General features: G+C 66.5%; 17 protein-coding genes. 6 read left to right on the forward strand and 11 right to left on the reverse strand.

What is annotated here, in order from left to right; translation table 11 throughout:
• Window position 1: 1 nt before the first annotated feature.
• Genes nifX through nifE form a run of 3 tightly spaced genes read right to left on the reverse strand, consistent with a single transcriptional unit; the run spans window position 2 to window position 3,233 of the window.
• Complete coding sequence (gene nifX, locus AB8P05_RS12890; protein ID WP_472758210.1) at window positions 2–454, reverse strand: nitrogen fixation protein NifX; 453 nt, start codon at window positions 452–454, stop codon at window positions 2–4.
• Window positions 439–1,809, reverse strand: a complete 1,371-nt coding sequence (nifN, locus tag AB8P05_RS12895; protein ID WP_472758211.1) for a nitrogenase iron-molybdenum cofactor biosynthesis protein NifN — start codon at window positions 1,807–1,809, stop codon at window positions 439–441. The genes nifX and nifN overlap by 16 nt, the downstream gene beginning before the upstream one ends.
• Window positions 1,810–1,814: 5 nt before the next feature.
• Window positions 1,815–3,233 carry a nitrogenase iron-molybdenum cofactor biosynthesis protein NifE gene (gene nifE / locus AB8P05_RS12900; RefSeq protein ID WP_472758212.1) on the reverse strand — a complete coding sequence of 473 codons (1,419 nt, stop codon included), beginning with the start codon at window positions 3,231–3,233 and terminating at the stop codon, window positions 1,815–1,817.
• A 226-nt stretch (window positions 3,234–3,459) separates the two neighbouring features.
• Here nifE and AB8P05_RS12905 point away from each other — a divergent pair, with 226 nt between their 5' ends.
• The gene (locus AB8P05_RS12905) at window positions 3,460–3,999 is read left to right on the forward strand and encodes a hypothetical protein (RefSeq protein ID WP_472758213.1); all 540 of its coding nucleotides are present in this window, start codon (window positions 3,460–3,462) and stop codon (window positions 3,997–3,999) included.
• Window positions 4,000–4,022: 23 nt separating this feature from the next.
• Here AB8P05_RS12905 and AB8P05_RS12910 read toward each other — a convergent pair whose 3' ends face one another.
• The 6 genes from AB8P05_RS12910 to AB8P05_RS12935 all read right to left on the reverse strand — a co-directional run bounded on the left by AB8P05_RS12910 (window position 4,023) and on the right by AB8P05_RS12935 (window position 13,926).
• The gene (locus AB8P05_RS12910) at window positions 4,023–5,975 is read right to left on the reverse strand and encodes a methyl-accepting chemotaxis protein (RefSeq protein ID WP_472758214.1); all 1,953 of its coding nucleotides are present in this window, start codon (window positions 5,973–5,975) and stop codon (window positions 4,023–4,025) included.
• Between the two features lie 208 nt (window positions 5,976–6,183).
• Window positions 6,184–7,674 (reverse strand): methyl-accepting chemotaxis protein, encoded by a 1,491-nt coding sequence (locus AB8P05_RS12915; RefSeq protein WP_472758215.1) that lies wholly within the window; start codon window positions 7,672–7,674, stop codon window positions 6,184–6,186.
• Window positions 7,675–8,139: 465 nt separating this feature from the next.
• Entirely contained in the window at window positions 8,140–9,699 is a 1,560-nt protein-coding gene (gene nifK, locus AB8P05_RS12920; RefSeq protein WP_455171158.1) for a nitrogenase molybdenum-iron protein subunit beta, read from the reverse strand.
• A gap of 31 nt (window positions 9,700–9,730) precedes the next feature.
• Complete coding sequence (gene nifD, locus AB8P05_RS12925) at window positions 9,731–11,170, reverse strand: nitrogenase molybdenum-iron protein alpha chain (protein WP_111065782.1); 1,440 nt, start codon at window positions 11,168–11,170, stop codon at window positions 9,731–9,733.
• Window positions 11,171–11,374: 204 nt separating this feature from the next.
• Complete coding sequence (gene nifH / locus AB8P05_RS12930) at window positions 11,375–12,271, reverse strand: nitrogenase iron protein (RefSeq protein WP_472758216.1); 897 nt, start codon at window positions 12,269–12,271, stop codon at window positions 11,375–11,377.
• Window positions 12,272–12,531: 260 nt separating this feature from the next.
• Window positions 12,532–13,926 carry a hypothetical protein gene (locus AB8P05_RS12935; protein ID WP_472758217.1) on the reverse strand — a complete coding sequence of 465 codons (1,395 nt, stop codon included), beginning with the start codon at window positions 13,924–13,926 and terminating at the stop codon, window positions 12,532–12,534.
• Window positions 13,927–14,029: 103 nt separating this feature from the next.
• On the opposite strand from AB8P05_RS12935, the gene AB8P05_RS12940 reads away from it, so the two are divergent.
• The 5 genes from AB8P05_RS12940 to AB8P05_RS12960 all read left to right on the forward strand — a co-directional run bounded on the left by AB8P05_RS12940 (window position 14,030) and on the right by AB8P05_RS12960 (window position 17,980).
• The gene (locus tag AB8P05_RS12940; protein ID WP_472758218.1) at window positions 14,030–14,920 is read left to right on the forward strand and encodes an NAD(+)--dinitrogen-reductase ADP-D-ribosyltransferase; all 891 of its coding nucleotides are present in this window, start codon (window positions 14,030–14,032) and stop codon (window positions 14,918–14,920) included.
• Window positions 14,921–14,997: 77 nt separating this feature from the next.
• On the forward strand, window positions 14,998–15,906 hold the full coding sequence (gene draG, locus AB8P05_RS12945) for an ADP-ribosyl-[dinitrogen reductase] hydrolase (RefSeq protein WP_472758219.1): 909 nt from the start codon (window positions 14,998–15,000) through the stop codon (window positions 15,904–15,906).
• A gap of 3 nt (window positions 15,907–15,909) precedes the next feature.
• Window positions 15,910–16,329, forward strand: coding sequence for an ArsC/Spx/MgsR family protein (locus tag AB8P05_RS12950; protein WP_472758220.1), 420 nt, complete (start codon window positions 15,910–15,912; stop codon window positions 16,327–16,329).
• A gap of 113 nt (window positions 16,330–16,442) precedes the next feature.
• A complete protein-coding gene (locus AB8P05_RS12955; RefSeq protein WP_472758221.1) occupies window positions 16,443–17,213 on the forward strand; it encodes a class II glutamine amidotransferase in 771 nt (256 codons plus the stop codon).
• A 146-nt stretch (window positions 17,214–17,359) separates the two neighbouring features.
• Window positions 17,360–17,980, forward strand: a complete 621-nt coding sequence (locus AB8P05_RS12960; protein WP_455171163.1) for an FMN-dependent NADH-azoreductase — start codon at window positions 17,360–17,362, stop codon at window positions 17,978–17,980.
• A gap of 44 nt (window positions 17,981–18,024) precedes the next feature.
• Here AB8P05_RS12960 and AB8P05_RS12965 read toward each other — a convergent pair whose 3' ends face one another.
• Both AB8P05_RS12965 and ftsY read right to left on the reverse strand, forming a co-directional pair.
• Window positions 18,025–19,533 (reverse strand): AMP nucleosidase, encoded by a 1,509-nt coding sequence (locus AB8P05_RS12965; RefSeq protein ID WP_455171164.1) that lies wholly within the window; start codon window positions 19,531–19,533, stop codon window positions 18,025–18,027.
• A 98-nt stretch (window positions 19,534–19,631) separates the two neighbouring features.
• A complete protein-coding gene (gene ftsY, locus AB8P05_RS12970; RefSeq protein WP_472758222.1) occupies window positions 19,632–20,978 on the reverse strand; it encodes a signal recognition particle-docking protein FtsY in 1,347 nt (448 codons plus the stop codon).

Raw genomic sequence — 20,978 nt, forward strand, 5'->3', positions numbered from 1 at the left:
TTCAAGCCTCCTCCTCGTCGAAATGGAATTCGGGCGTCTCGCCCATCGCCTTGCGCAGCCAGGGCGGCGGATTGCCGTTCAGCGTCTGGACCAGCTTGTCGAGCAGGGCGGGGATGGTTTCGCTGGCCTCGACCTTCACCGGATGGATCTTCTTCGCCACCACGCGGGCGGCGGCCGATGCGCCGATGGCCGACAGGTAGACGATGGCGACGTCGGACAGCGCATCCAGCTTGGGCACCAACTTGTCCTCGTTGCCGTCCTCGAACATCGAGCCGCCGAACTGGAAGGTCTCCAGAAAGGCATGGCCCTGGCGGTCGACCCGATAGACAGCGATGTTCTTGGCCCAGCCGAAATGCGCATCGACGTGCTGCATGTCCTGGGTGCAGAAAGCGACCTTCATCGATCCTCCTTTGGTCGGGCGTGGGTCCTGCACCACGCTCAGACGGCGTTGCATCCGCATGATCCGCCTCCGCAGCCGTGCGATTCGCCCGATTCGTGGTTCTCGTGGTCCATCTCGCGGGCGAGGAACAGGTTGCCGATCCCGCACAGCAGCTCGCGCGTGCCGCGATAGCCGACCTGGACGCGCAGGCCCGCGCCCAGCCGGTCGAACATCGGCAGGCCCATGCGGTGCAGCGGCACGCTGATCCGCGCCGCTCCCTGCCGCCCGTGCGAGTTGGAGACGATCAGGTCGGCGTCGCGGGCCAGCGTCTCCACGTCGGAATGGTCGCCGACCATGATGGTGGCGGCCTTCAGCCGTTCCAGCACCGGGCTTTGCGTCGGCGACACTGCGGCCACCACCTCCGCCCCCATGTCGGCGAGGAAGCCGGTGACGGCGTAGAGCAGGTCGGGTTCCAGCGCGACGGCGATGCGCTTGCGGCTGAAGAAGAAATGCCCGTCCAGCATGGCGTCGACCAGGGCTTCGCGCTGGCGCCGCAGCCGGGCCGGCGCCGGCTTGCCCGACAGCTCCATCAGCAGCCGGACCAGCTTGTCCGACGCCTCCAGCCCGGTCAGGCGGCTGAAGAAATGGCTGGGAACGTCGGTCTTCAGCTCCAGCGCGTTGCCGGCCACCCGCATATGCTCGCCGACCACGATGGTGGCGGCCGAGGCGCCCATGGCGCGGATCTGCTCCACCGTCACGCCGCCCAGCGAGGTGGCGGTGAAGTCGGTCGGCTGGCGGCCCACCATCGACAGCGACAGGTCGGGCAGGAAGATCGGCGACAGGCCGAAACCCTCGATGACGTCGCGCAACTCCTCGACATCGCCGGGTGACAGGTGGCTGCCGGCCAGCACGTTGACCTGGGTCGGGATGCGCACCGGCGAGGGCTCGACCAGCCGGTCGACGATGGCGGTGACGGCGGCGGCGAAGCCGTCCTCGAAGCCGCCGGCGAAGTCGGGGGTGTTGGCGAAGACCAGCGCGGTGTCGGCCATGTCGGGGTTGCGCTGGCGAAACAGCGTGTACTGCCCGCCCATGTCCTCGCCCTTGGTCTCGGTGACGCCGGTGGTGGCGACGCCGATCATGGCGGGCTTGTTGCGCTCGACGATGGTGCGGATCGCCAGTTCAAGATTGTCGTAGCCGCCGAGGATGGTGGAGACCTGATCCATCGCCGTGGTCTGCAGCGGGATCGCCTCGCGGAAATGGCGGACCAGCAGGACTAGCCCGAAGGCGGTGCAGCCCTGCGACCCGTGGAACAGCGGCAGGCAGCGGTCGACGCCGAGATAGGCCAGCGCCGCGCCCAGCGGCTGGCTCATCTTCAGCGGGTTGGTGGAGGCGGCCTTGGCGGCGGAGGGGAAGCGCTGGATGTGCGACATCGGCCTTACTCCGCAGCCATCGAGGAAGCCGGAAGGGTGGAGGACGGGCCGGATTCCCACGGCGCCGGCTGGCGGACTTGGCCCCAGATCGGGTTGGACAGCGTCTTGTCGATCTCCTCGCAGAGATTGACGATGCCGTCATAGCCGGCATAGGCGTGGTGGCGCTCCTGGTTGATGTCGAGCCAGGGAACCTTGGCCTTCAAGGAGATGAACTGCGACCGGCCGCCGGACATCATGATGTCGGCCTGGTTGTCGGCCAGCATCTTGTAGATGTCGCGCGGCTTCAGGTCGTCCCACTGGTGGAACTCCTCGCCCTTCATCTTCTTGATGCGTTCCTTGTCCTCCTTGGTCGACTTCTTGGTGGAGGTGCCGAGGATGGTCAGGCCGGCGCCTTCCAGCGCGCTGACCATCGACCAGCTCTTGACCCCGCCGGTGAAGAGGAGGACGCGCTTGCCCTCGAAGCGCGGCTTGTAGGGTTCCAGCCGGCGCCAGACCCGGCTTTCCTCCCGCGCGATGACGCCCTCCGCGCGGTCGATCAGGCCCTTGTCGGCGCCGCGCTCCACCAGCATGCGCGCCATGGTGCGCAGCGTGTCCGACATGTCCGACACGCCGTAGAAGGAGCCCTCGAAATAGGGGATGCCGTAGCGTTCCTGCATCTTGCGGCCGACATTCACCAGCGCCTGGCTGCACACCATCATGGTGACGCGGGCGCGGTGGGCCTGGGCGACCTCGTTGTAGCGGCCGTCGCCGGAGATGCAGGACAGCAGGCGGATGCCGATCTCGTCCAGCAGCGGCTTGACCAGCCACAGCTCGCCGGCAAGGTTGTACTCACCGATGATGCAGACGTCGGTGGGGGTGGTGTAGTCCGGCTCCACCGTGCCGATGACATGCTCCAGCAGGGCCTCGCCGGCCAGCTTGTTGCCGAGATTCTTCGATCCGACGAAGCCCGGCGCCTCCACCGGGATCACCGGCTTGCCCAGCTTCTGCGTGGCGAATTTGCAGACGGCGGCGATGTCGTCGCCGGTCATGGCGGGCACGCAGGTCTGATAGACGAAGACGGCCGGCGGGTCGTATTGCTGAACGATCTCCTTGATGGCGCGATAAAGCTTCTTCTCGCCGCCGCCGATGACGTCCAGTTCCGACAGGTCGGTGGTGAAGCCGGTGCGGTAGAGCTGCGGGCCGGAGGATTGCGAGCCGCGATTGTCCCAGCTGTTGCCCAGGCAGGCGATCGGGCCATGGACCAGATGGGCGGCGTCGGCGATCGGCTGCAGCACGATCATCGCGCCGTCATAGGCGCAGCCGCCCGCCGCGGCCCCCGGCTTCAGCGACTTGGTGCAGCCCTTCTTCTTCTCCTTGGCCGACTTGGCCTGGTTGGTCGCGCAGCCCGGTTCGTTGAAGACGTCCTGGATCTTGTCCTGGAGCATGCCCGCTTCTCCCATCCTGGCACCGGAAATGGCTCGGCCAGAATGGATTGCAGGGGGCATGCCAGAGGGTAAGTCTTTGATGGAAAGGGATTGTCGGGTTTTTCGGTCCTGTCCGATAGCTGACAATCGGGGGTGTGTGGCGCGGGCTTGTCGGGTGTCGCACATCCCGCGCAGGGGGAGGGCGGGACCGCCCGTATCAGGACGCTCGCGAAAAAGGGATGTGACGATGGAACGGATCGGATGGCGCCGCCGCCGGCAGGGCATGATGGCCGGGACGCTGATGGCGCTGGCGGCCGTTCCGGTCGCGGCGGCACAGGATGGCGCGGTGATCCGGCTGGCGCAGGAGCCGGGGCGCGAGATCGGCGTGGCCTGCCGATATCTCGACCCCGATCAGCGTCCGGCCCCGCCGGAAGCGGCAATTCTGTGCGATGCCGCAGCCGATCTCGTCATCCGGACGGTGTCTGGCCGGGGCCGGTCGGTGGTGCGCCTTGGCCTGCGCACGGCAACGCCCGACGCCGAACCGACCGGAGAAAAGCCGCCGATGGTCAATGGCCCGATCCTGCTGCTGGTCCTGGAGGGGCGCCGGGACTGGAGCGGCACCGCACACCCCCGCCTGCTGCTGCGCGCCCGTCCGGTCCGTGACGGAGCCGCCGCCCCGTCGGTCGGATTGCCGCCGGCTTCGGTCGAACTGGGCGGGGAGAATTGGCAGGCGGCGGCCGATCGCGCGTTGGAGCGGGTGGTCGGCTTCGCCCTTCGGGACGGCTGACGGGGGTAAGCGGCCAGTCCGGCTCAGCCGGCGCGCACCTCGTGGATGAAGCGGTCGACTTCCGCCGACAGCTTCTCGGCGTCGCCGAACAGGGTGCCGGCGGCGTCGAGCACCTGCTGGGCGGCGTTGCCGGTTCCGTCGGCGATCTGCTGGACGCCGCCGATGTTGCGGGAGATCTCCTGCGTGCCGGAGGCGGCCTGCTGGACGCTGCGGGCGATCTCGCGGGTCGCGGCGTTCTGCTCCTCCACCGCGGCGGCGATGGTGGTCGACACCTCGTTCACCTGGGCAATGATGCTGGTGATCTTCTGGATGGCGTCCACGGTGTCGTCGGTTGCCGCCTGCATCGCCGCGATCTGGCTGGAGATTTCCTCCGTCGCCTTGGCGGTCTGGGTGGCGAGGCCCTTCACCTCGCTGGCAACGACCGCGAACCCCTTGCCGGCCTCGCCGGCGCGGGCCGCTTCGATGGTCGCGTTCAGTGCCAGCAGATTGGTCTGGCTGGCGATCTCCTGGATCAACTGGACCACCGTGCCGATGCTGCGGGCCTGATCGGCCATGAGCTGGACATTCTGCGACGCCTCGTCCGCCCGTTCCACCGCCTGGCGGGCCACCTCGCTCGACTGAGTCACCTGACGCGAGATCTCGCCGATGGAGGCGGTCATCTCTTCCGCGGAGGCGGCCACGGTCTGCACGTTGGTCGAGGCCTCCTCCGATGCGGCGGCGACGGCTGCGGCGCGCCTGCGGCTGTCCTCGGCCATGCTCGACAGCTCCTGCGAGCTGCCCTTCATCCGGCTGGCGGAGCCGATGACCTGTCCGACGATGGCCTTGACCGTGTTCTCGAAATTGTCGGCCATCCGGCCCATGGCGTTGCGCTTGTCCCGTTCCGCCTGCTCGCGGGTCTGGCGCATCTCCTCTTCCATGGCGCGGTTGCGGGCGAGATTCTCCTTGAACACCTCCAGCGACTGCGCCATCGCCCCGATCTCGTCCTTGCGGTCGAGCGCCGGGATGGCGGCCGACAGGTCGCCGGTGCTCAGGCGCGACATCGCGTCGGTCATCTGCGTGATCGGGCGGGCGACGATGCGGGCGATCAGCAGCCCCAGCAGCGGCACCACGAAGACGATGGCGCCCAGCACGGTCGAGGCCAGCAGCTTGGCCAGAAGCTCCATCGGAGCCTGCACCTTGGCGCGCTCCATCGACACCGCGACATACCAGGTCAGGCCGGGCAGCCCTTTGATGCTGTAGAACCGCACCAGCCGGCCGTCGTCGGTCTCGATTTCGCTTCCCTCGACCGGCTTGCGGCCGAAGGGCTTCATGACCATCGCCTCGTCCGGGTGGACCAGGATCTTGCCGTCGCCGTCGGCCAGGAAGACGAAGCCTTTGCCGTCCATCGCGAAGGAGCGCAGGAACTCCTGCAGCACGTCCAGCGGCAGATCGGCCCCGGCGACGCCGCGCAGCGTCCCGCCGCCGGTGACGGGCATCACCGCGCTGATCACCAGCTTCTTCGTGGTGGCGTCCTGATAGGGCTCCGACAGGGTGAGGTCGCGCGTCGCGACCGCGGATTTGTACCAGGGGCGCTTGCGTGGGTCGTAGCCGGGCGGCAGTTCAGACGGGTTGAAGGTGGTGAAGCGGCCATCCGCCTCCGCGCCGAAATAAACCTCCGAGAAGGTGTCGCGCAGGGTCTTGCGCGCGATGATCGGCAAGATCCCGTCCGGTCCGGCGGACGTGATGTCCTCGGCCACCAGACGGACAAGCATCATTCGTCCCGTCAGCCATTTCTGGATGCCGTCCACGGCGGCGGTGCCGGCCGTTTCGATCCTGGCGTCGATCTCCGCCTGCAGGGCCTGCGACGACAGCCGATAGACCAGAAGGCCGAGTGCGCCGACCGACAGCGTGATGAGAAGCGTGGCGGCGATCAGGATTCGGTGGATGAACTTCCTGGATGGCCGGGAAGAGCCTGCCGGCAGGATGGTATCGGTCATGGAACCCCCAAGGATCGGCGATTGCCGGGCGATGGCGTCGACATATCCAAATACATTGGCGGGCTGAGCGCCGCCAATCTGGGGATATCCCTAGCATTCAAAGGGTGAACTTTTTGCGATGTCCGGCCCGGTCAAATGAAAGTTCGGGTCGGCATTCCGCGTGAGTCTGGTCCGTCCTGTCCGATCCCTTTCCGCCGATCCGCTCTGGTCAGCGGGCGAGCACCTGCGCCGCCTCCTTCGTTTCGGCGATGGCCGATCCAACCTGTGCGAAGGCGGTGGAGATTGCGTTGATGTTCTGGTCCACCACGGCGACCGAGGTCGATGCTCCCTGCATGTTGACCGAGATGCTGGCGGTGACCGTCGTCTGTTCCTCCACCGCGCCGGCGGACATGACGACGAATTCACGCAGATTGGTCATGGCCTTGCGGATCGCCGACAGCGACGACACCACGTCGCGGGAGACGGACTGCATTCCGTCGATCTCACGAGAGATCTGGGAGGTCGCGTTCGCCGACTGGTTGGCGAGATTCTTGACCTCGTTGGCGACCACGGCAAAACCCCGCCCTGCCTCGCCGGCCCGCGCCGCCTCGATGGTTGCGTTCAAGGCCAGCATGTTGATCTGTCCGGCGATGGAGCGGATCAGTTCGACGATTCCGCCCATCGCCTTTGCCACCTCCGACAGGCGGGTCGCCGCGCGGTCGGCGTTGTCGGCCTCATTCACGGCCACCTCGGCCGCCTGCTGCGACCGCGACATGCTGTCGGCGATCTCATGGGCGGAGGCGGCCAGTTCCTCCGCCCCTGCGGCGATGGTCTGCACCGTCGCCCGCGTTTCCGTCGATGCGGCGGCGGCGTTGTCGGCCTGCCTGTGGGCGCCGCTCATCGCCCGTTCGATTTCGGTGAAATTGGTATCGATCAGGGATTTCAGACGGCCCAGCAGATCGACCTGATCGGTGATGTCGGTTGCGAATTTCACGATCTTGCGCAGGCGGCCCATGTCGTCGAAAACCGGGTTGTAGGATGCCTGGATCCAGACGATGCGGCCGCCTTTGCCGATGCGCCGGTATTGGGCGGCTTCGAACTGTCCCTTGTTCAGCCTGGCCCAGAACTCGCGATAGGCGGAAGTCTCGCGCTCCTGCGGATCGACGAACATGCTGTGATGACGCCCGCGGATCTCGTCGAGACTGTAGCCCAGCACCTTGAGAAAATTCTCGTTGGCGGTGATGACGGTGCCGTCCGGGTTGAATTCGATCACGGCCTGCGAGCGTGAAATCGCATCGATCTTGCCGCGCATGTCGGCGTTGAGAGACTGTCGTTCGGTGACGTCGGTGGCGATCTTGATGATCTTGGTGGCGCGGCCGGCGGCGTCGAGGATGGGATTGTAGGTCGCCTCGATCCAGACCTCCCGGCCGTTCTTGGCGATCCGCCGATACTGTGCCCGCTGGAACTCACCGCGCCTCAGCCGATCCCAGAACTCCCGGTAGGCGGGACTGGCATGTTCGGCCGGATCGACGAACATGCTGTGATGCCGCCCGACGATCTCAGGCAGGGAATAGCCCATCACCGCCAGAAAATTGGGGTTGGCGTTCAGAATCTTTCCGTCCAGGGAAAACTCGATGGTCGCAAGGGAGCGGTCGAGGGCGGACAACAGCGCATGGGTATCGGAGCCTTTTCCATAGATCGTCTGAATGAAGCCGAACATTTCCGCCTCCTGTGCCGCGTGATGCGCCGGATCGCTTTCCAATCCTGCATCATCGAAGCTCAGACGATGGGGTGTAGTCAATAAGTGCTAGTCCTAAGGTGTGAGGTTTTGGCTCGAAACCAAACAGGACAAAAGGGCCCTTCAGCAACTTACGCTCCGAGCATGATGTTTTTCTGTCTAAATATTTTGGCGGCAATAATGTTTCCACCGTTCTCGACGCTGCAAGTTTGCGGATAGTGAAAAATAAAGCAATCCAGCCACGCGGAGAAACATCTGCGCCGGCAACTTGCGCGGTCGTTGCGTCCCCCGTGGCCGCCGGCCTTCATGCCAAACAAAGAAACCCGGAGCGCGCCGTCGCCGACGCTCTCCGGGCTTGGGAGGTTGCCGTCGGGGCGGGGGGATGGAGATCCCGGCCCGACGGTTAGACTGGAACCGATGCGTGATCCGATGCCTGGAGTGCGCCGGTCAGCGGATCAGGTCGAACGAGTAGTCGGTCTGGCCGACGATGTTGGTGTTGGCGTCGATGTCCTCGAAGATCCGGTCGAGGATCCGCACCAGCACGTTCAGCGCGCCCTGGTAGCCCCAGGTCGGATAGCGGTGATGGTGGTGACGGTCGAAGATCGGGTAGGTCAGGCGGATCAGCGGAACCTTGGTGTCGCGCTCCAGATACTTGCCGTAGCTGTTGCCGATGATGTAGTCCACCTTGTCGGTGAAGATCAGCGAGCGCAGGTGCCACAGGTCCTTGCCGCCGTAGGCCGCACCCGAGGCGCCGAAGGGCGAGCCGTCCAGCACCTTCTGGACCTGCTTCTCCCACTTCTTGGAGCCGGAGGTGGACAGGATGTGCACCGGCTCCGCACCCAGCTCCAGCAGGAACTTGGTCATGCCCAGGCAGAAGTCCGGGTCGCCGTAGATGGCGAAGCGCTTGCCGTGCAGGTGGGTGTGGCTGTCGGCGATGGCGTCGACCAGACGGCCGCGTTCCAGCTTCAGGCTGGCCGGGACCGGCTTGCCCGACAGTTCCGCCAGCTTCAGCAGCAGCTCGTCGGTGGCGGTGACGCCCATCGGGTAGTTGAACTTGGCGACGTCCTGGCCCTTTTCCTTGCAGAACTGCAGGGTCTGGGTGGTGTTGTACTCCTGCATGGAGATGGTGGCCTTGGCGTGCAGGGCCTCCTTGGTCTCCTCGATGGTGGTGCCGCCGTCATACATGCGGTACTCGCCATCCATCGGCGTGTCGAAATTGTCGGACACGTCGGACAGGATCTGCAGCTTCAGGCCGAACTCGCCGGCGATGCGCTTCAGTTCGCGGTTGTTGCCGACGGCGAAGCCGTCGAAGCCCGGGATCAGGTTGATCTGCTCAGTCTTGGGCGTGTCGAAATTCTCCGACGTGCCCCAGAAGTTGGACAGGATCCCCTTGATCATGTTGTCGTAGCCGACGATGTGGCTGCCGACGAAGGCCGGGGTGTGGGCGAACGGCACCGGGAAGTCGGCCGGGACGCTTTCCTTGTTCTTCGCGTTGGCGATGAAGCCCTGCAGGTCGTCGCCGATGACTTCGGCCATGCAGGTGGTCATCACCGCGATCATCTTCGGCTTGTAGAGCGCATAGGCGTTCGCCAGGCCGTCGATCATGTTGTTCAGGCCGCCGAACACCGCCGCGTCTTCCGTCATCGAGGAGGAGACCGCGCTGTTCGGCTCCTTGAAGTGGCGGGTCAGATGGGTGCGGTAATAGGCGACGCAGCCCTGGGAGCCATGGACGAAGGGCAGGGTGCCTTCGAAGCCCTGGGCGGCGAACATCGCGCCGATCGGCTGGCAGGCCTTGGTCGGGTTGATGACGACCGCTTCACGGGCGAAGTTCTTCGCCTTGTATTCCTCGGACTTGGTCCATTCGGACACGCGGGCGACTTCCTCGTCCGAATGGCCGTATTCGAACTCGGTCTTCTTCTTCTCGAACATCGCCGCGTATTCGGGCTGCCGGAAGAGGGTGTAGTGGTCGAGGACCTTGTCGGCGCTCTGCGAAAGCTTGTCGGTCATTCTCAAATTCTCCTGTTCCAGAGGCCGATGGTCAGAACGGGGCCTTCATCACGCCCCAGACGGGGTTGTTGATGGCCAGGTCCATGTCGCGGGCGAAGATCGCGAAGCCGTCATAGCCGTGGTACGGGCCGGAGTAATCCCAGCTGTGCATCTGGCGGAACGGCAGGCCCATCTTCTGGAACACGTACTTTTCCTTGATGCCCGACGCGACGAGGTCGGGACGCATCGCCTCGACGAACTTCTCCAGCTCGAACGCGGTGACGTCGTCGTAGATCAGCGTGCCTTCCTTCACGTAGTGGGGCGTGCGCTGATAGTCGTCGTTGTGGGCGAACTCGTAACCGGTGCCGATGATCTCCATGCCCAGGTCATGGTAGGCATCGACGACGTGGCGGGGACGCAGGCCGCCGACGTAGATCATGACCTTCTTGCCATCCAGCCGCGGCTTGTACTTGGCGATGACCGCATCGACCATCGGCTGGTAGCGGGCGATGACCTTCTCGGCGTTCTCCTTGATCTTGTCGTCGAAGAGAGCGGCGATCTTGCGCAGGGACTCGGCGATCTGGCTCGGGCCGAAGAAGTTGTATTCCATCCAAGGAATATTGTACTTCTCTTCCATGTGGCGCGCGATGTAGTTCATCGAGCGGTAGCAGTGGATCAGGTTGACCTTGGCCTTCGGCGTGTTCTCCAGCTCGGCCATGGTGCCGTCGCCCGACCATTGGGCGATCACGCGCAGGCCGATCTCCTCCAGCAGGATGCGGGAAGACCAGGCGTCGCCGCCGATGTTGTAGTCGCCGATGATGGTGACGTCATAAGGGGTGGAAACGAAGTCGGCCTTGGGCTCCGTCTTCTCGAACACCCAGTCGCGGATGGCGTCGTTGGCGATGTGGTGGCCCAGCGACTGGGACACGCCGCGGAAGCCTTCGCAGCGCACGGGGATGACCGGCTTGCCGATTTCCGCCGACTTGGCGCGGGCGACCGCCTCGATGTCGTCGCCGATCAGGCCGATCGGGCATTCCGACTGGATCGAGATGCCGTTCACCAGCGGGAACAGCTCGTTGATTTCCTCGATGACCTTGTGCAGCTTCTTGTCGCCGCCGAAGACGATGTCCTTCTCCTGGAAGTCGGAGGTGAAGTGCATCGTGCCCCAGCTGTCCACGCCGGTGTCGCCGATGTAGTAGTTGCGGCGGCCGGACCAGGAGTAGTAGCCGCAGCCGACCGGACCGTGGGAGATGTGGATCATGTCCTTGATCGGACCCCACACCACGCCCTTGGAGCCGGCATAGGCGCAGCCGCGGATCGTCATGACGCCGGGGATGGACTTGACGTTCGACTTGACGCCGCAGTCCTTGGCCTCGGCCTCCAGCACGTTCAGGTGCTTGGCGCGGCGCTTGCGGGACTTTTCGGGATAGGCTTCGAGGACTTCGTTGACGAGGTTCTTGACGTCGACCGTGGTGTTCTCGGACAGGCTCATAGCCGGCCTCCTGCTTGAATATGCCGCGCCACTTCAGCGCGTGACCGAGCCCCTCCCTCCCACGCCGACGTCGCCCGGCCGGAACCGGTGGGCAGTCGTTGGGTCGACGTCGTGCGGGGCTGGGGAAAAGGGCCAGTGTTCAGGCGGTCCCCCCTGCGCGGATGGCGCAGGGGGGCCGGTAGGCAACCGTCGCTACGCCCGGGATCAGGCGCCGGCCTTCGCCGCTTCCTTGGCAGCCAGCTCGGCGAGCTGCTGCTCCTCGGTCTTCATGATGCCGAAGTCCATCAGCATCTCTTCCAGCTCTTCCATGGTGATGGGGGTCGGGATGCAGCCCTGGCCGGAGTTGTTGTGCACCTTGCTGGCGAGCTGGCGGTACTCTTCCGCCTGCTTGCTCTCCGGCGCGTACTCGATGACGGTCATGCGGCGCAGCTCGGCATGCTGCACGATGTTGTCGCGCGGCACGAAGTGGATCAGCTTGGAACCCAGGCGCTTGGCCAGGGCTTCGGCCAGATCAAGCTCCTTGTCGGTCTGACGCTCGTTGCAGATCAGGCCGCCCAGGCGCACGCCGCCGCTGTGGGCGTATTTCAGGATGCCCTTGGCGATGTTGTTGGCGGCGTAGAGCGCCATCATCTCGCCCGACATGACGATGTAGATTTCCTGGGCCTTGTTCTCGCGGATCGGCATGGCGAAGCCGCCGCAGACCACGTCGCCCAGCACGTCGTAGGACACATAGTCCACGTCGTCGTAGGCGCCGTTCTCTTCCAGGAAGTTGATCGAGGTGATGACGCCGCGGCCGGCGCAGCCGACGCCCGGCTCCGGACCGCCGGACTCGACGCACTTGATGCCCTTGTAGCCGATCTTGACCACGTCCTCGAGTTCCAGGTCCTCGACCGAACCGGCTTCGGCGGCGAGGTGGAGAACGGTGTCCTGGGCCTTAGCGTGCAGGATCAGGCGGGTCGAGTCCGCCTTCGGATCGCAGCCGACGATCAGGATCTTCTGATCCATCTCGACCAGCGCGGCCAGCGTGTTCTGAGAGGTGGTGGACTTGCCGATACCGCCCTTGCCGTAAAAGGCGATCTGACGCAGAGGCGCTTTGGCCATGTGGGTCGCTCCTGTGCTTGGGTCGTGGGACTGTGCTTCGATCCGGCGCGGCCGGTTCGTGGCCGCTTCGGATTTCATGGATTGCACGACCCGTGCCAGAGCGAAGAAAATAATTAAGTTATTGATATTAAATGACTAATCGGTGTGGCGGCGCGTGCCGTCTCTTTGTCGGGGTCCCGACACACACGACAAAGCCCGACATTTTGTCGGGTCTTTTGTGGGGGTGGTGATTTAGGAGGGGGCAACCCCTCTGCCGAACCCTATCGCCCCTCGCCGAGCGCCTCCGCCGCCACGACGATGCGCAGCGCCAGTTCCTCCACCGCCTCGTCGCGGTCCATGTCGTAGAGCAGCTGCGCCAACAGCCGGCCGCGCGCCATCAGGCGGCGGGCCAGCGCCGGATCGGCTGGCTTGGCCAGCAGCGCCTCGACCAGCCCTTCGCCGGTCTGGCGGGCCAGCGCGTCGCAGCGCTCGACCAGGCGCTGCTTCAGCGTGTCCACGGCGGCGGGGCGGCCGGCGTGGGTCAGGTCGGCGCAGAAATGGTGCAGGCTGCGCAACTGGCGCAGCAGGGCCGCGAACAGCAGGTCGTCCAGCTCGCCGCCGGCCGCGGCCTTGCCGACAAGATCGAACAATGTGTCGGAAAGCCGCCATGCCGCCGACAGCCAGTCGTTCATCGCCTTGCGGTCGGCTGGCTCGACGAAGGGGCCGGACTCCTCCTTGGTCTCCTCCTGGTCGTCCAGGTTGCGCAGCGCGATGACGATCAGCCCGTCGGCCTGGGCCAGCGTGGCGAGGCTGGCGTGCAGCGCCTTCAGCCCGCGGTCGGCGACGAAGCCTTCGATCGCCTCGGTGGCGCGGTGCAGGGAATAGCGGGCCAGCCGGCGCGACTGATAGACCACGTCCTGCAGCGCACTGCCGCCGCCCAGCGCCTCCAGCACCATGCGCCGCACCTCGAAGCGCAGCAGGGCGCGGGCCAGCCGGTCGATGCCGCCGACGTCGATGGGGCGGCGGTCCTTGGTCAGCGTGTCGGCGGTGGCGCGGGCGTCGGCCTCGATGGCGGCGATCACCGCCTGGAGATGGCCCTTGCCGCCGCCGCGCATGCGGCCGACCAGCGCCCGCATCGCCTCGGCAAGGTCGATGGCGCTGGGCAGGCTTTCCTCATGGGCGGTGCGGCCGGTCACCAGCCGGTCGATCAGATGGTCGCGCACCCCCGGCAGCAGCACGTCGGTGACGATCTGCCCGATCGGCCGCAGCAGGGCCTCCAGCATCCGCCCCGGCGGCTGGCCGGCCAGTCCCGGCAGCGGGTTGACCGGCTTGGGCACCAGCCGCGGCCGGTGGGGCTCCAACAGGTCCAGCACCGCGTCGCCGCGCAGGGGGGTGATGGTGCCGCGCAGAAGCTGGGCGAGGCGCAGCGCCGTCCGCGCCTCGTCGATGCCGCGCGGCGGCCGGCCGTCGGGCGTTGCGGGAACAGCCGGCGCGGGCTGGGGGAGGGTGGGGGAGTCCGGACAAGCGTCTTTGCTGGCACCGGCGGGGTGCGCCGGCGCCGGCTGTCGTCGTACTTGGTCGGCCAGAAGGCCATGCGGGTGCCGCCGGATCGTAAGCGTCGCTGTACTGAGTATGGGGACGGACCGTCCGGCTTCAAACGGACAATGTTGCGACATGCGGCGATGGCGCCCCGCCGGTTGTGGTGGTCCGGGCTTGGCACGCGCGCACTTATACAATATCCATATAGAAAGTAATGGAATTGGCGTGGAGCGGATCGGCGTGGCGGACGGGGTCGTGATGCGCGGTGGGAACGGTCAGGCGGCGGACGCCGGTTCCCCTCCCGATTCGCCGCTGGCGTTGCGCGCCCACCGCACCAACCTCGTCAACATCCCGGCCGCCACGCTGTGCGGCGAGGCCTATAACGACGAGCCGCGGCGCCTGCGCATCGGCGCGACCCGCAGCGAGCATGCGGCGCTGTTCGAGGCGCTGGACGAATGCCCCGACGCGCTGACCGCGTCGGACATCTTCCAGCGCCATATGGCCGAGCGGTTCGGGGTGAACCCGGATTTTTCCGGGGCGGAGGGGCCGGACGGCAAGCGGCGCTTCCGCGCCAGCTACCTGCGCCTGCTGAAGGGCTGGATGTTCGACAGCAACCGGGCGGAAGGGGCGGTGCTGAAGGGATGGGTGGAGAGCCGCTTCGGCCTGCTGCCGACCTTCCATGGCGAGCCGATCCGCCGCTTCGCCTCCGACGCCTGGGCCGCCTATGGCGAGCAGAAGCAGTCGACCCGCTTCCACAACAACAACATCCACCTGCAGCTCGACCTGCTTTACGAGTTCTGCCAATGGACCATCCGCCGCGGCTGGCCGGATGCGCCGATGCCCAACTGGGCCTCGCACATCCGGCTGTACCGCGGCGTCAACGATTTCGAGGAACACCACATCCTCGCCCGGCCGGACAAGCGGACGGCGGTGCTGCGGCTGAACAACCTGTGTTCCTTTTCCATCGACCGCGACATCGCCGGCCAGTTCGGCGACTACATCCTCGACGCCTGGGTGCCGTTGCCCAAGGTCGTCTTCTTCCGCGACATCCTGCCGCGCTACCCTTTCCAGGGCGAAGGGGAATATCTGGTGATCGGCGGGGATTACCGGGTGGGTGTGTCGCTTCTCTGACAACCTCACGCCCGGCGGCGGCCTGTCGGCCGTTTCGCGGGGCGCACCAGGAAAGGGCGGCCTCTGTGCCCGATGGCATGACCGATCCGACGATTCTGACGCCTGAAATCCGTTCCAGGGCGCTCGGCGCCTATCTCGGCCTCGCCTGCGGCGACGCGCTGGGGGCGACGGTGGAGTTCCTGACAAAGGGCGAGATCGCCCACCAATATGGCGTCCACAAGCACATCAAGGGCGGCGGCTGGCTGAAGCTGACGGCCGGGCAGGTCACCGACGACACGGAGATGTCGCTGCATCTCGGCCGCGCCATCCTGTCGGGGCCGGAGTGGGAAGCCCGCCGCGCCGCGGAGGAGTTCGCGGTCTGGCTGAAGTCGGTGCCGGTCGATGTCGGCGACACGACGCGCCGCGGCATCCGCCGCTTCATCATGCACGGCACGCTGGAGGAGCCGGAGTCGGAATACCATGCCGGCAACGGTGCTGCGATGCGCAACCTGCCGGTGGCGTTGGCGACCTTGGGCGACGAAGCGGCATTCGAACGCTGGTCGGTGGAGCAGTCCCACATCACCCACTGCAACCAGCTGTCGGATTCCGCGGTGATCGCGCTGGGCCGGATGGTGCGGCGGCTGGTGCTGGGCGGCGGCATCCTCGCCGCGCGGGAAGAGGCGAACGCCCTGATCGCCAAACACCGCCAGTTCAAGTTCGAACCCTACCGCGGCCTGTCGACCGCCTTCGTCGTCGATACGGTGCAGACCGTCTTCCATTATTACTTCCAGACCGATTCGGTCGAATCCTGCGTGGTGGAGACGGTGAACCAGGGTGGCGACGCCGACACCACCGGCGCCATCGCCGGCATGCTGGCCGGCGCCACCTATGGCGTGGAGTCGATCCCGCCGCGCTGGCTGCGCAAGCTGGACCGCAAGGTCTACGACGAGATTTGTCAGCAAACCGACGCGCTGCTGGCCCGCGCGCCGCTGTTCCGGGAGACATGACCGATGGCCGACGTGATTTTCTTCGAAAAGCCCGGCTGCGGCGGCAACGCCCGGCAGAAGGCCCTGCTGGAGCGGGCCGGCCACCGCGTGTTCGCCCGCGACCTGCTGGGCGAGCCCTGGACGCCGGAAACGCTGCGCCCCTTCTTCGGCGACCGTCCGGTGGCGGACTGGTTCAACCGCGCAGCACCCGCCGTGAAGAGCGGGGAGGTGGTGCCGGAGGCGATGGACGAGGCCGCGGCGCTGGCCGCGATGGTCGAAGGGCCGCTGCTGATCCGCCGCCCGCTGATGCAGGTCGGCGACCGCCGCGACTGCGGGTTCGAGACCGAGCGGGTGGATGCCTGGATCGGGCTGGGCGATGCGGCGCCCGAGGGGAAGATGGAGGGGTGCCTGCGGCCGGACATGCCGCCCTGCCCGAAGCCATGAGCCCCAAACCCTGACGTGCATAGGGTCGTGCGCCATGTCAACGCGTGACCTCGCGCACCGCCTGTCGTAGCTTGTCGCCCCCGAGGCGACGACAAGCGGCAGACGAGGACACCATGTGCGAACTCCTGGGCATGAGCGCCAACGTGCCCACGGACATCTGTTTCAGCTTCGCCGGCCTGATGCGCCGCGGCGGACAGACCGGGCCGCACCGCGACGGCTGGGGCATCGCCTTCTACGAAGGCAAGGGCTGCCGCGCCTTCCACGATCCGGCACCCAGCAGCGAATCGGAAATCGCCCGGCTGGTCAGTCAGTACTCGATCAAGTCCTGCACGGTGATCTCCCACATCCGCCGCGCCAACCGCGGCCGGGTGTCGCTGGAGAACACCCATCCCTTCACCCGCGAACTGTGGGGCCGGGTGTGGACCTTCGCCCACAATGGCCAGCTGAAGGGCATCAAGGACCGCATCCTGACCTTCTACGAGCCGGTCGGCACCACCGACAGCGAACATGCCTTCTGCTGGCTGCTCGACCAGATCCGCATGCAGTATCCGGAGCCGCCGAAGACCACCGCCGGGCTGATGAAGCTGATCCGCCATCTGGCCGCCGATCTGGGCACGCTCGGCGTCTTCAACATGCTGCTCAGCGACGGGCGGTATCTGTGGTGCCATTGCGCCACCAACCTCGCCTGGCTGACCCGCAAGGCGCCGTTCGGCGCCGCCACCCTGCTCGATGCCGACATGAGCGTCGATTTCTCCAAGGAGACGACGCCCAACGACGTGGTCACCGTCATCGCCACCCGGCCGCTGACCAGAAACGAAGCCTGGACGGTGATGCAGCCGGGCCAGATGGCGGTTTTCCGCAACGGGGCGCTGGTGACGCGCTGAACCGGTCGGAGTCGGCCGATTGTTGCTTTACCAGAGACGATCTATCGCGCAGAACCCGGCTTAACCGCTGGAAAACTTAGGGGCATCTTGGGCGTCAGAACCCGGCCGGAGAAGACGGCCGCAACAACCAAGAGGCTCCTTCCGTCATGACCAAGATCCTGCATGTCGATTCCAGCCCGCTCGGCACCTTTTCCGTCACCCGCCAGCTGACCGCCTCCATCGTCGAGGCTCTGGTGAAGGCCGATCCGGCGGCCACTGTCGTCACCCGTGACGTCGCCGCCAATCCGCCGGCTCATCTGGATGCCGAACTGCTGCCAGTCCTCAAGCTCGGCGTGCAGGATGGGTTGAGCGAGCGTCAGCGCGAGGAACTGGCCCTGACCAACGCCCTGCTCGACGAGTTCCTGGCCGCCGATGTCGTGGTCGTCGGTGCGCCGATGTACAACTTCTCCGTTCCGACCCAGCTGAAGGCCTGGATCGACCGCCTCGCCCAGGCCGGCCGCACCTTCCGCTACACCGAGAAGGGCCCCGAGGGTCTGGCCGGCGGCAAGCGCGTGATCGTGGCCTCGGGCCGCGGCGGCGTCTATTCGACCAACCCGGCGCTGGCCGGTCTGGACCATCAGGAAGCCTATCTGCGTTCGGTGTTCGGCTTCTTCGGCATCACCGACGTCAGCTTCGTCCGCGCCGAGGGCGTCAGCATGGGGCCGGAAGCCAAGGAGAAGGCTCTGGCCGGCGCCGCCAAGGTGATCGAAGAGTTGGTGGCCGCCTGAGACTGAAGCGGGGGCGGGTGTCACGCACCTGCCCCCGACACTTCCTACTGGAACGCCACTTCCGCCAAGCTGCGCAGCTTGCGGGAGTGCAGCGTCTCCATTCCGTGCTCGCGCAGCAGTTCCATCGCCAGCACGCCGATCTTCAGATGCTGGTCGACCCGCTCGCGGTAGAAGCGGTCGGCCATGCCCGGCAGTTTCAGCTGCCCGTGCATCGGCTTGTCCGACACGCACAACAACGTCCCGTACGGCACGCGGAAGCGGAAGCCGTTGGCGGCGATCGTCGCGCTTTCCATGTCCAGGGCGATGGCGCGGCTCTGGCTGAAGCGCATCAGCGGTTCGCGGTGGTCGCGCAGTTCCCAGTTGCGGTTGTCGATGGTCGCCACCGTCCCGGTGCGCATGATGCTCTTCAGGTCGAAGCCCGACAGCCCGGTCACCCGCTCCACTGCCGTCTCCAGCGCGCGCTGAACCTCAGCCAGCGCCGGCACCGGCACCCACAGCGGCAGGTCGGCGTCCAGCACATGGTCCTCGCGGACATAGCCGTGGGCCAGCACATAATCGCCCAACCGTTGCGTATGGCGCAGCCCGGCGCAATGGCCCAGCATCAGCCACGCATGCGGGCGCAGCACCGCGATATGGTCGGTGATCGTTTTGGCGTTCGACGGGCCGACGCCGATGTTGACCAGCGTGATGCCGTTGCCGTCCGGCCGCTTCAGGTGATAGGCCGGCATCTGCGGCATGCGCAGCAGCCTGGCCGAAGGAACGTCGGCGGCCCCGCCAAGATTCTGGTTGGTGGTGACGATGTCGCCCGGCTCGACGAAGCTGTCATACTGGCTGCGGTAGGCCGCCAGATCGGCATCGCCGGTCGGCTCCATGATCTCGCGCGACAGCCGGATGAACTCGTCCACATAGAACTGGTAGTTGGTGAACAGGACGAAGTTCTGGAAATGCTCCGGCGCGGTTGCGGTGTAGTGGCGCAGCCGGTGCAGCGAGAAATCCACCCGCGGCGCGGTGAACAGGGCCAGCGGCTTCACCGCGTCCGGCCCGGTGTCGCAGGTGCCGTTGACGATGGTGTCATCCATCCGCGCCAGATCGGGCAGGTCGAACAGGTCCGGCAGCTTGGTCAGCCGGTCCGGCGGCAAATCGCCTTCCACATACATGCCGTTGGGAAAGGCGAAATGGATCGGGATCGCCTCCTCGCTGACGCCGACCTCCAGCGGGACATGGTGGTTGCGCAGCAGAAGCGTGAACTGTTCCAGCAGATAGCGTTCGAACAGGTCGGGCCGCGTCACCGTGGTGGAATGGACGCCGACCCCCTCGACGAAGCCGTAGGACAGCCGGGTATCGACCGCGGCCCCCGACACGGCGGTCAGCCGGACATAGGGGTAACAGGCCCGGTTCCGCCCGCCTTCCTCCTCGCCCTGTGTATAGGCGGCGAAGCGGTCGCGCAGGTAGGCGGTGTTGCGCTCGTAAATGTCGCGCACGCAGGCCAGTGCGGCTTTGGCATCGGTGAAGCGCCCGGCCGACCCGGGCTGGAGCGGGGCTTTGTCAGTCATGCCGTCAAAGATGGGGTACGAACGACCGGCTGGGAAGGCCGAATTTCGGCCGATCCCCAGCACTTATCCCTTCGGAGGTTGCCAAACGCCCCCAGCCGTCAGTCGGTGCTCAGCCCCATCAGCGACTTGGCGAAGGCATCCGCATCGAAGGGGCGCAGGTCGTAGACGCCCTCGCCGACGCCGATGGCGTGGACCGGGATCTTGAACTTCTCGGCCAGCGAGACCAGCACGCCGCCGCGGGCGGAGCCGTCCAGCTTCGTCAGGATCAGTCCGTTGACATTGACCATGTCGCGGAAGATCTCCACCTGGCTGTGCGCGTTCTGGCCGGTGGTGGCGTCCAGCGTCAGCAGGGTGGTGTGCGGGGCCGTCTCGTCCAGCTTCTTGATGACGCGGACGATCTTGCGCAGCTCCTCCATCAGGCCGGTCTTGTTCTGCAGGCGGCCGGCGGTGTCGATCAGCAGGACGTCGACCCCCTCGGCCTTCGCCCGCTCCAGCGCGTCATAGGCAAGCCCGGCGGCGTCCGCCCCGGTGTCGCGGGCGACGACCGGGCAGCCGGTGCGCTCGCCCCAGATCTTCAGCTGGCTGACCGCGGCGGCGCGGAAGGTGTCGCCGGCGGCCAGCATCACGCTCTTGCCCTCCGCCTTGAACTGGCGGGCGAGCTTGCCGATGGTGGTGGTCTTGCCGGTGCCGTTGACGCCGACGACCAGGATGACATGCGGCTTCAGCGCCGGGTCCAGGACCAGCGGCTTGGCGACTGGGGTGACGATCTTCGACACCTCGGCGGCCAGCGTCGCCTTGACCTCCTCCGGCGAGACCTCCTTGCCGAAGCGGGTGCGCGCCAGCTCCGCCGTCACCTTCGCCGCGGTGGCCGGGCCCAGGTCGGCGGTGATCAGCAGCTCCTCCAGCTCCTCCAGGGCATCGTCGTCCAGCTTGCGCTTGGTGAAGATGCTGGTGATGCCGTCGGTCAGCTTGGACGAGGACTTCGACAGCCCTTCCTTCAGCTTGGCGAACCAGCCCTTCTTGGTCGGCGGCGCCTCTTCGGCAGCAACAACGGGAGTCGGGGCGGGCGCGGGCGCCGGCGGCAGCTCCGGAACCGGTTCCGGCTCCGGAGCCGGGGCAGGGATCACCGGGGCAGGGGCGGGCGGCGGCTCGACCGGAGCGGCGGGCGGTGCGGCCGGGGCCGGCGTAATGGGGGCGGGCGCAACCGGAGACGGCGCGACGGGTGCCGGCGGCGGCTCGACGCTCGGTGGCGCGGGCGGCAGCTCCGGCACCGGCTCGGCCTCCGGCTTGGGAGGCAGCGGAGCGGCGGGCGGCTCCGGCGTTTTCTCCGGCTCCGGTTCCGGCGCGGGGGTGGCGGACTCCTGGGTGACCGATTGGTCCTTCGCCGCCTCGTCCTTGGGCGCGGTCTCTTCGGGCTTCTTGCGGCCGAACCAGCGGAAAATCAT

Source organism: Azospirillum sp. VT-I1 (genome assembly GCF_055698305.1).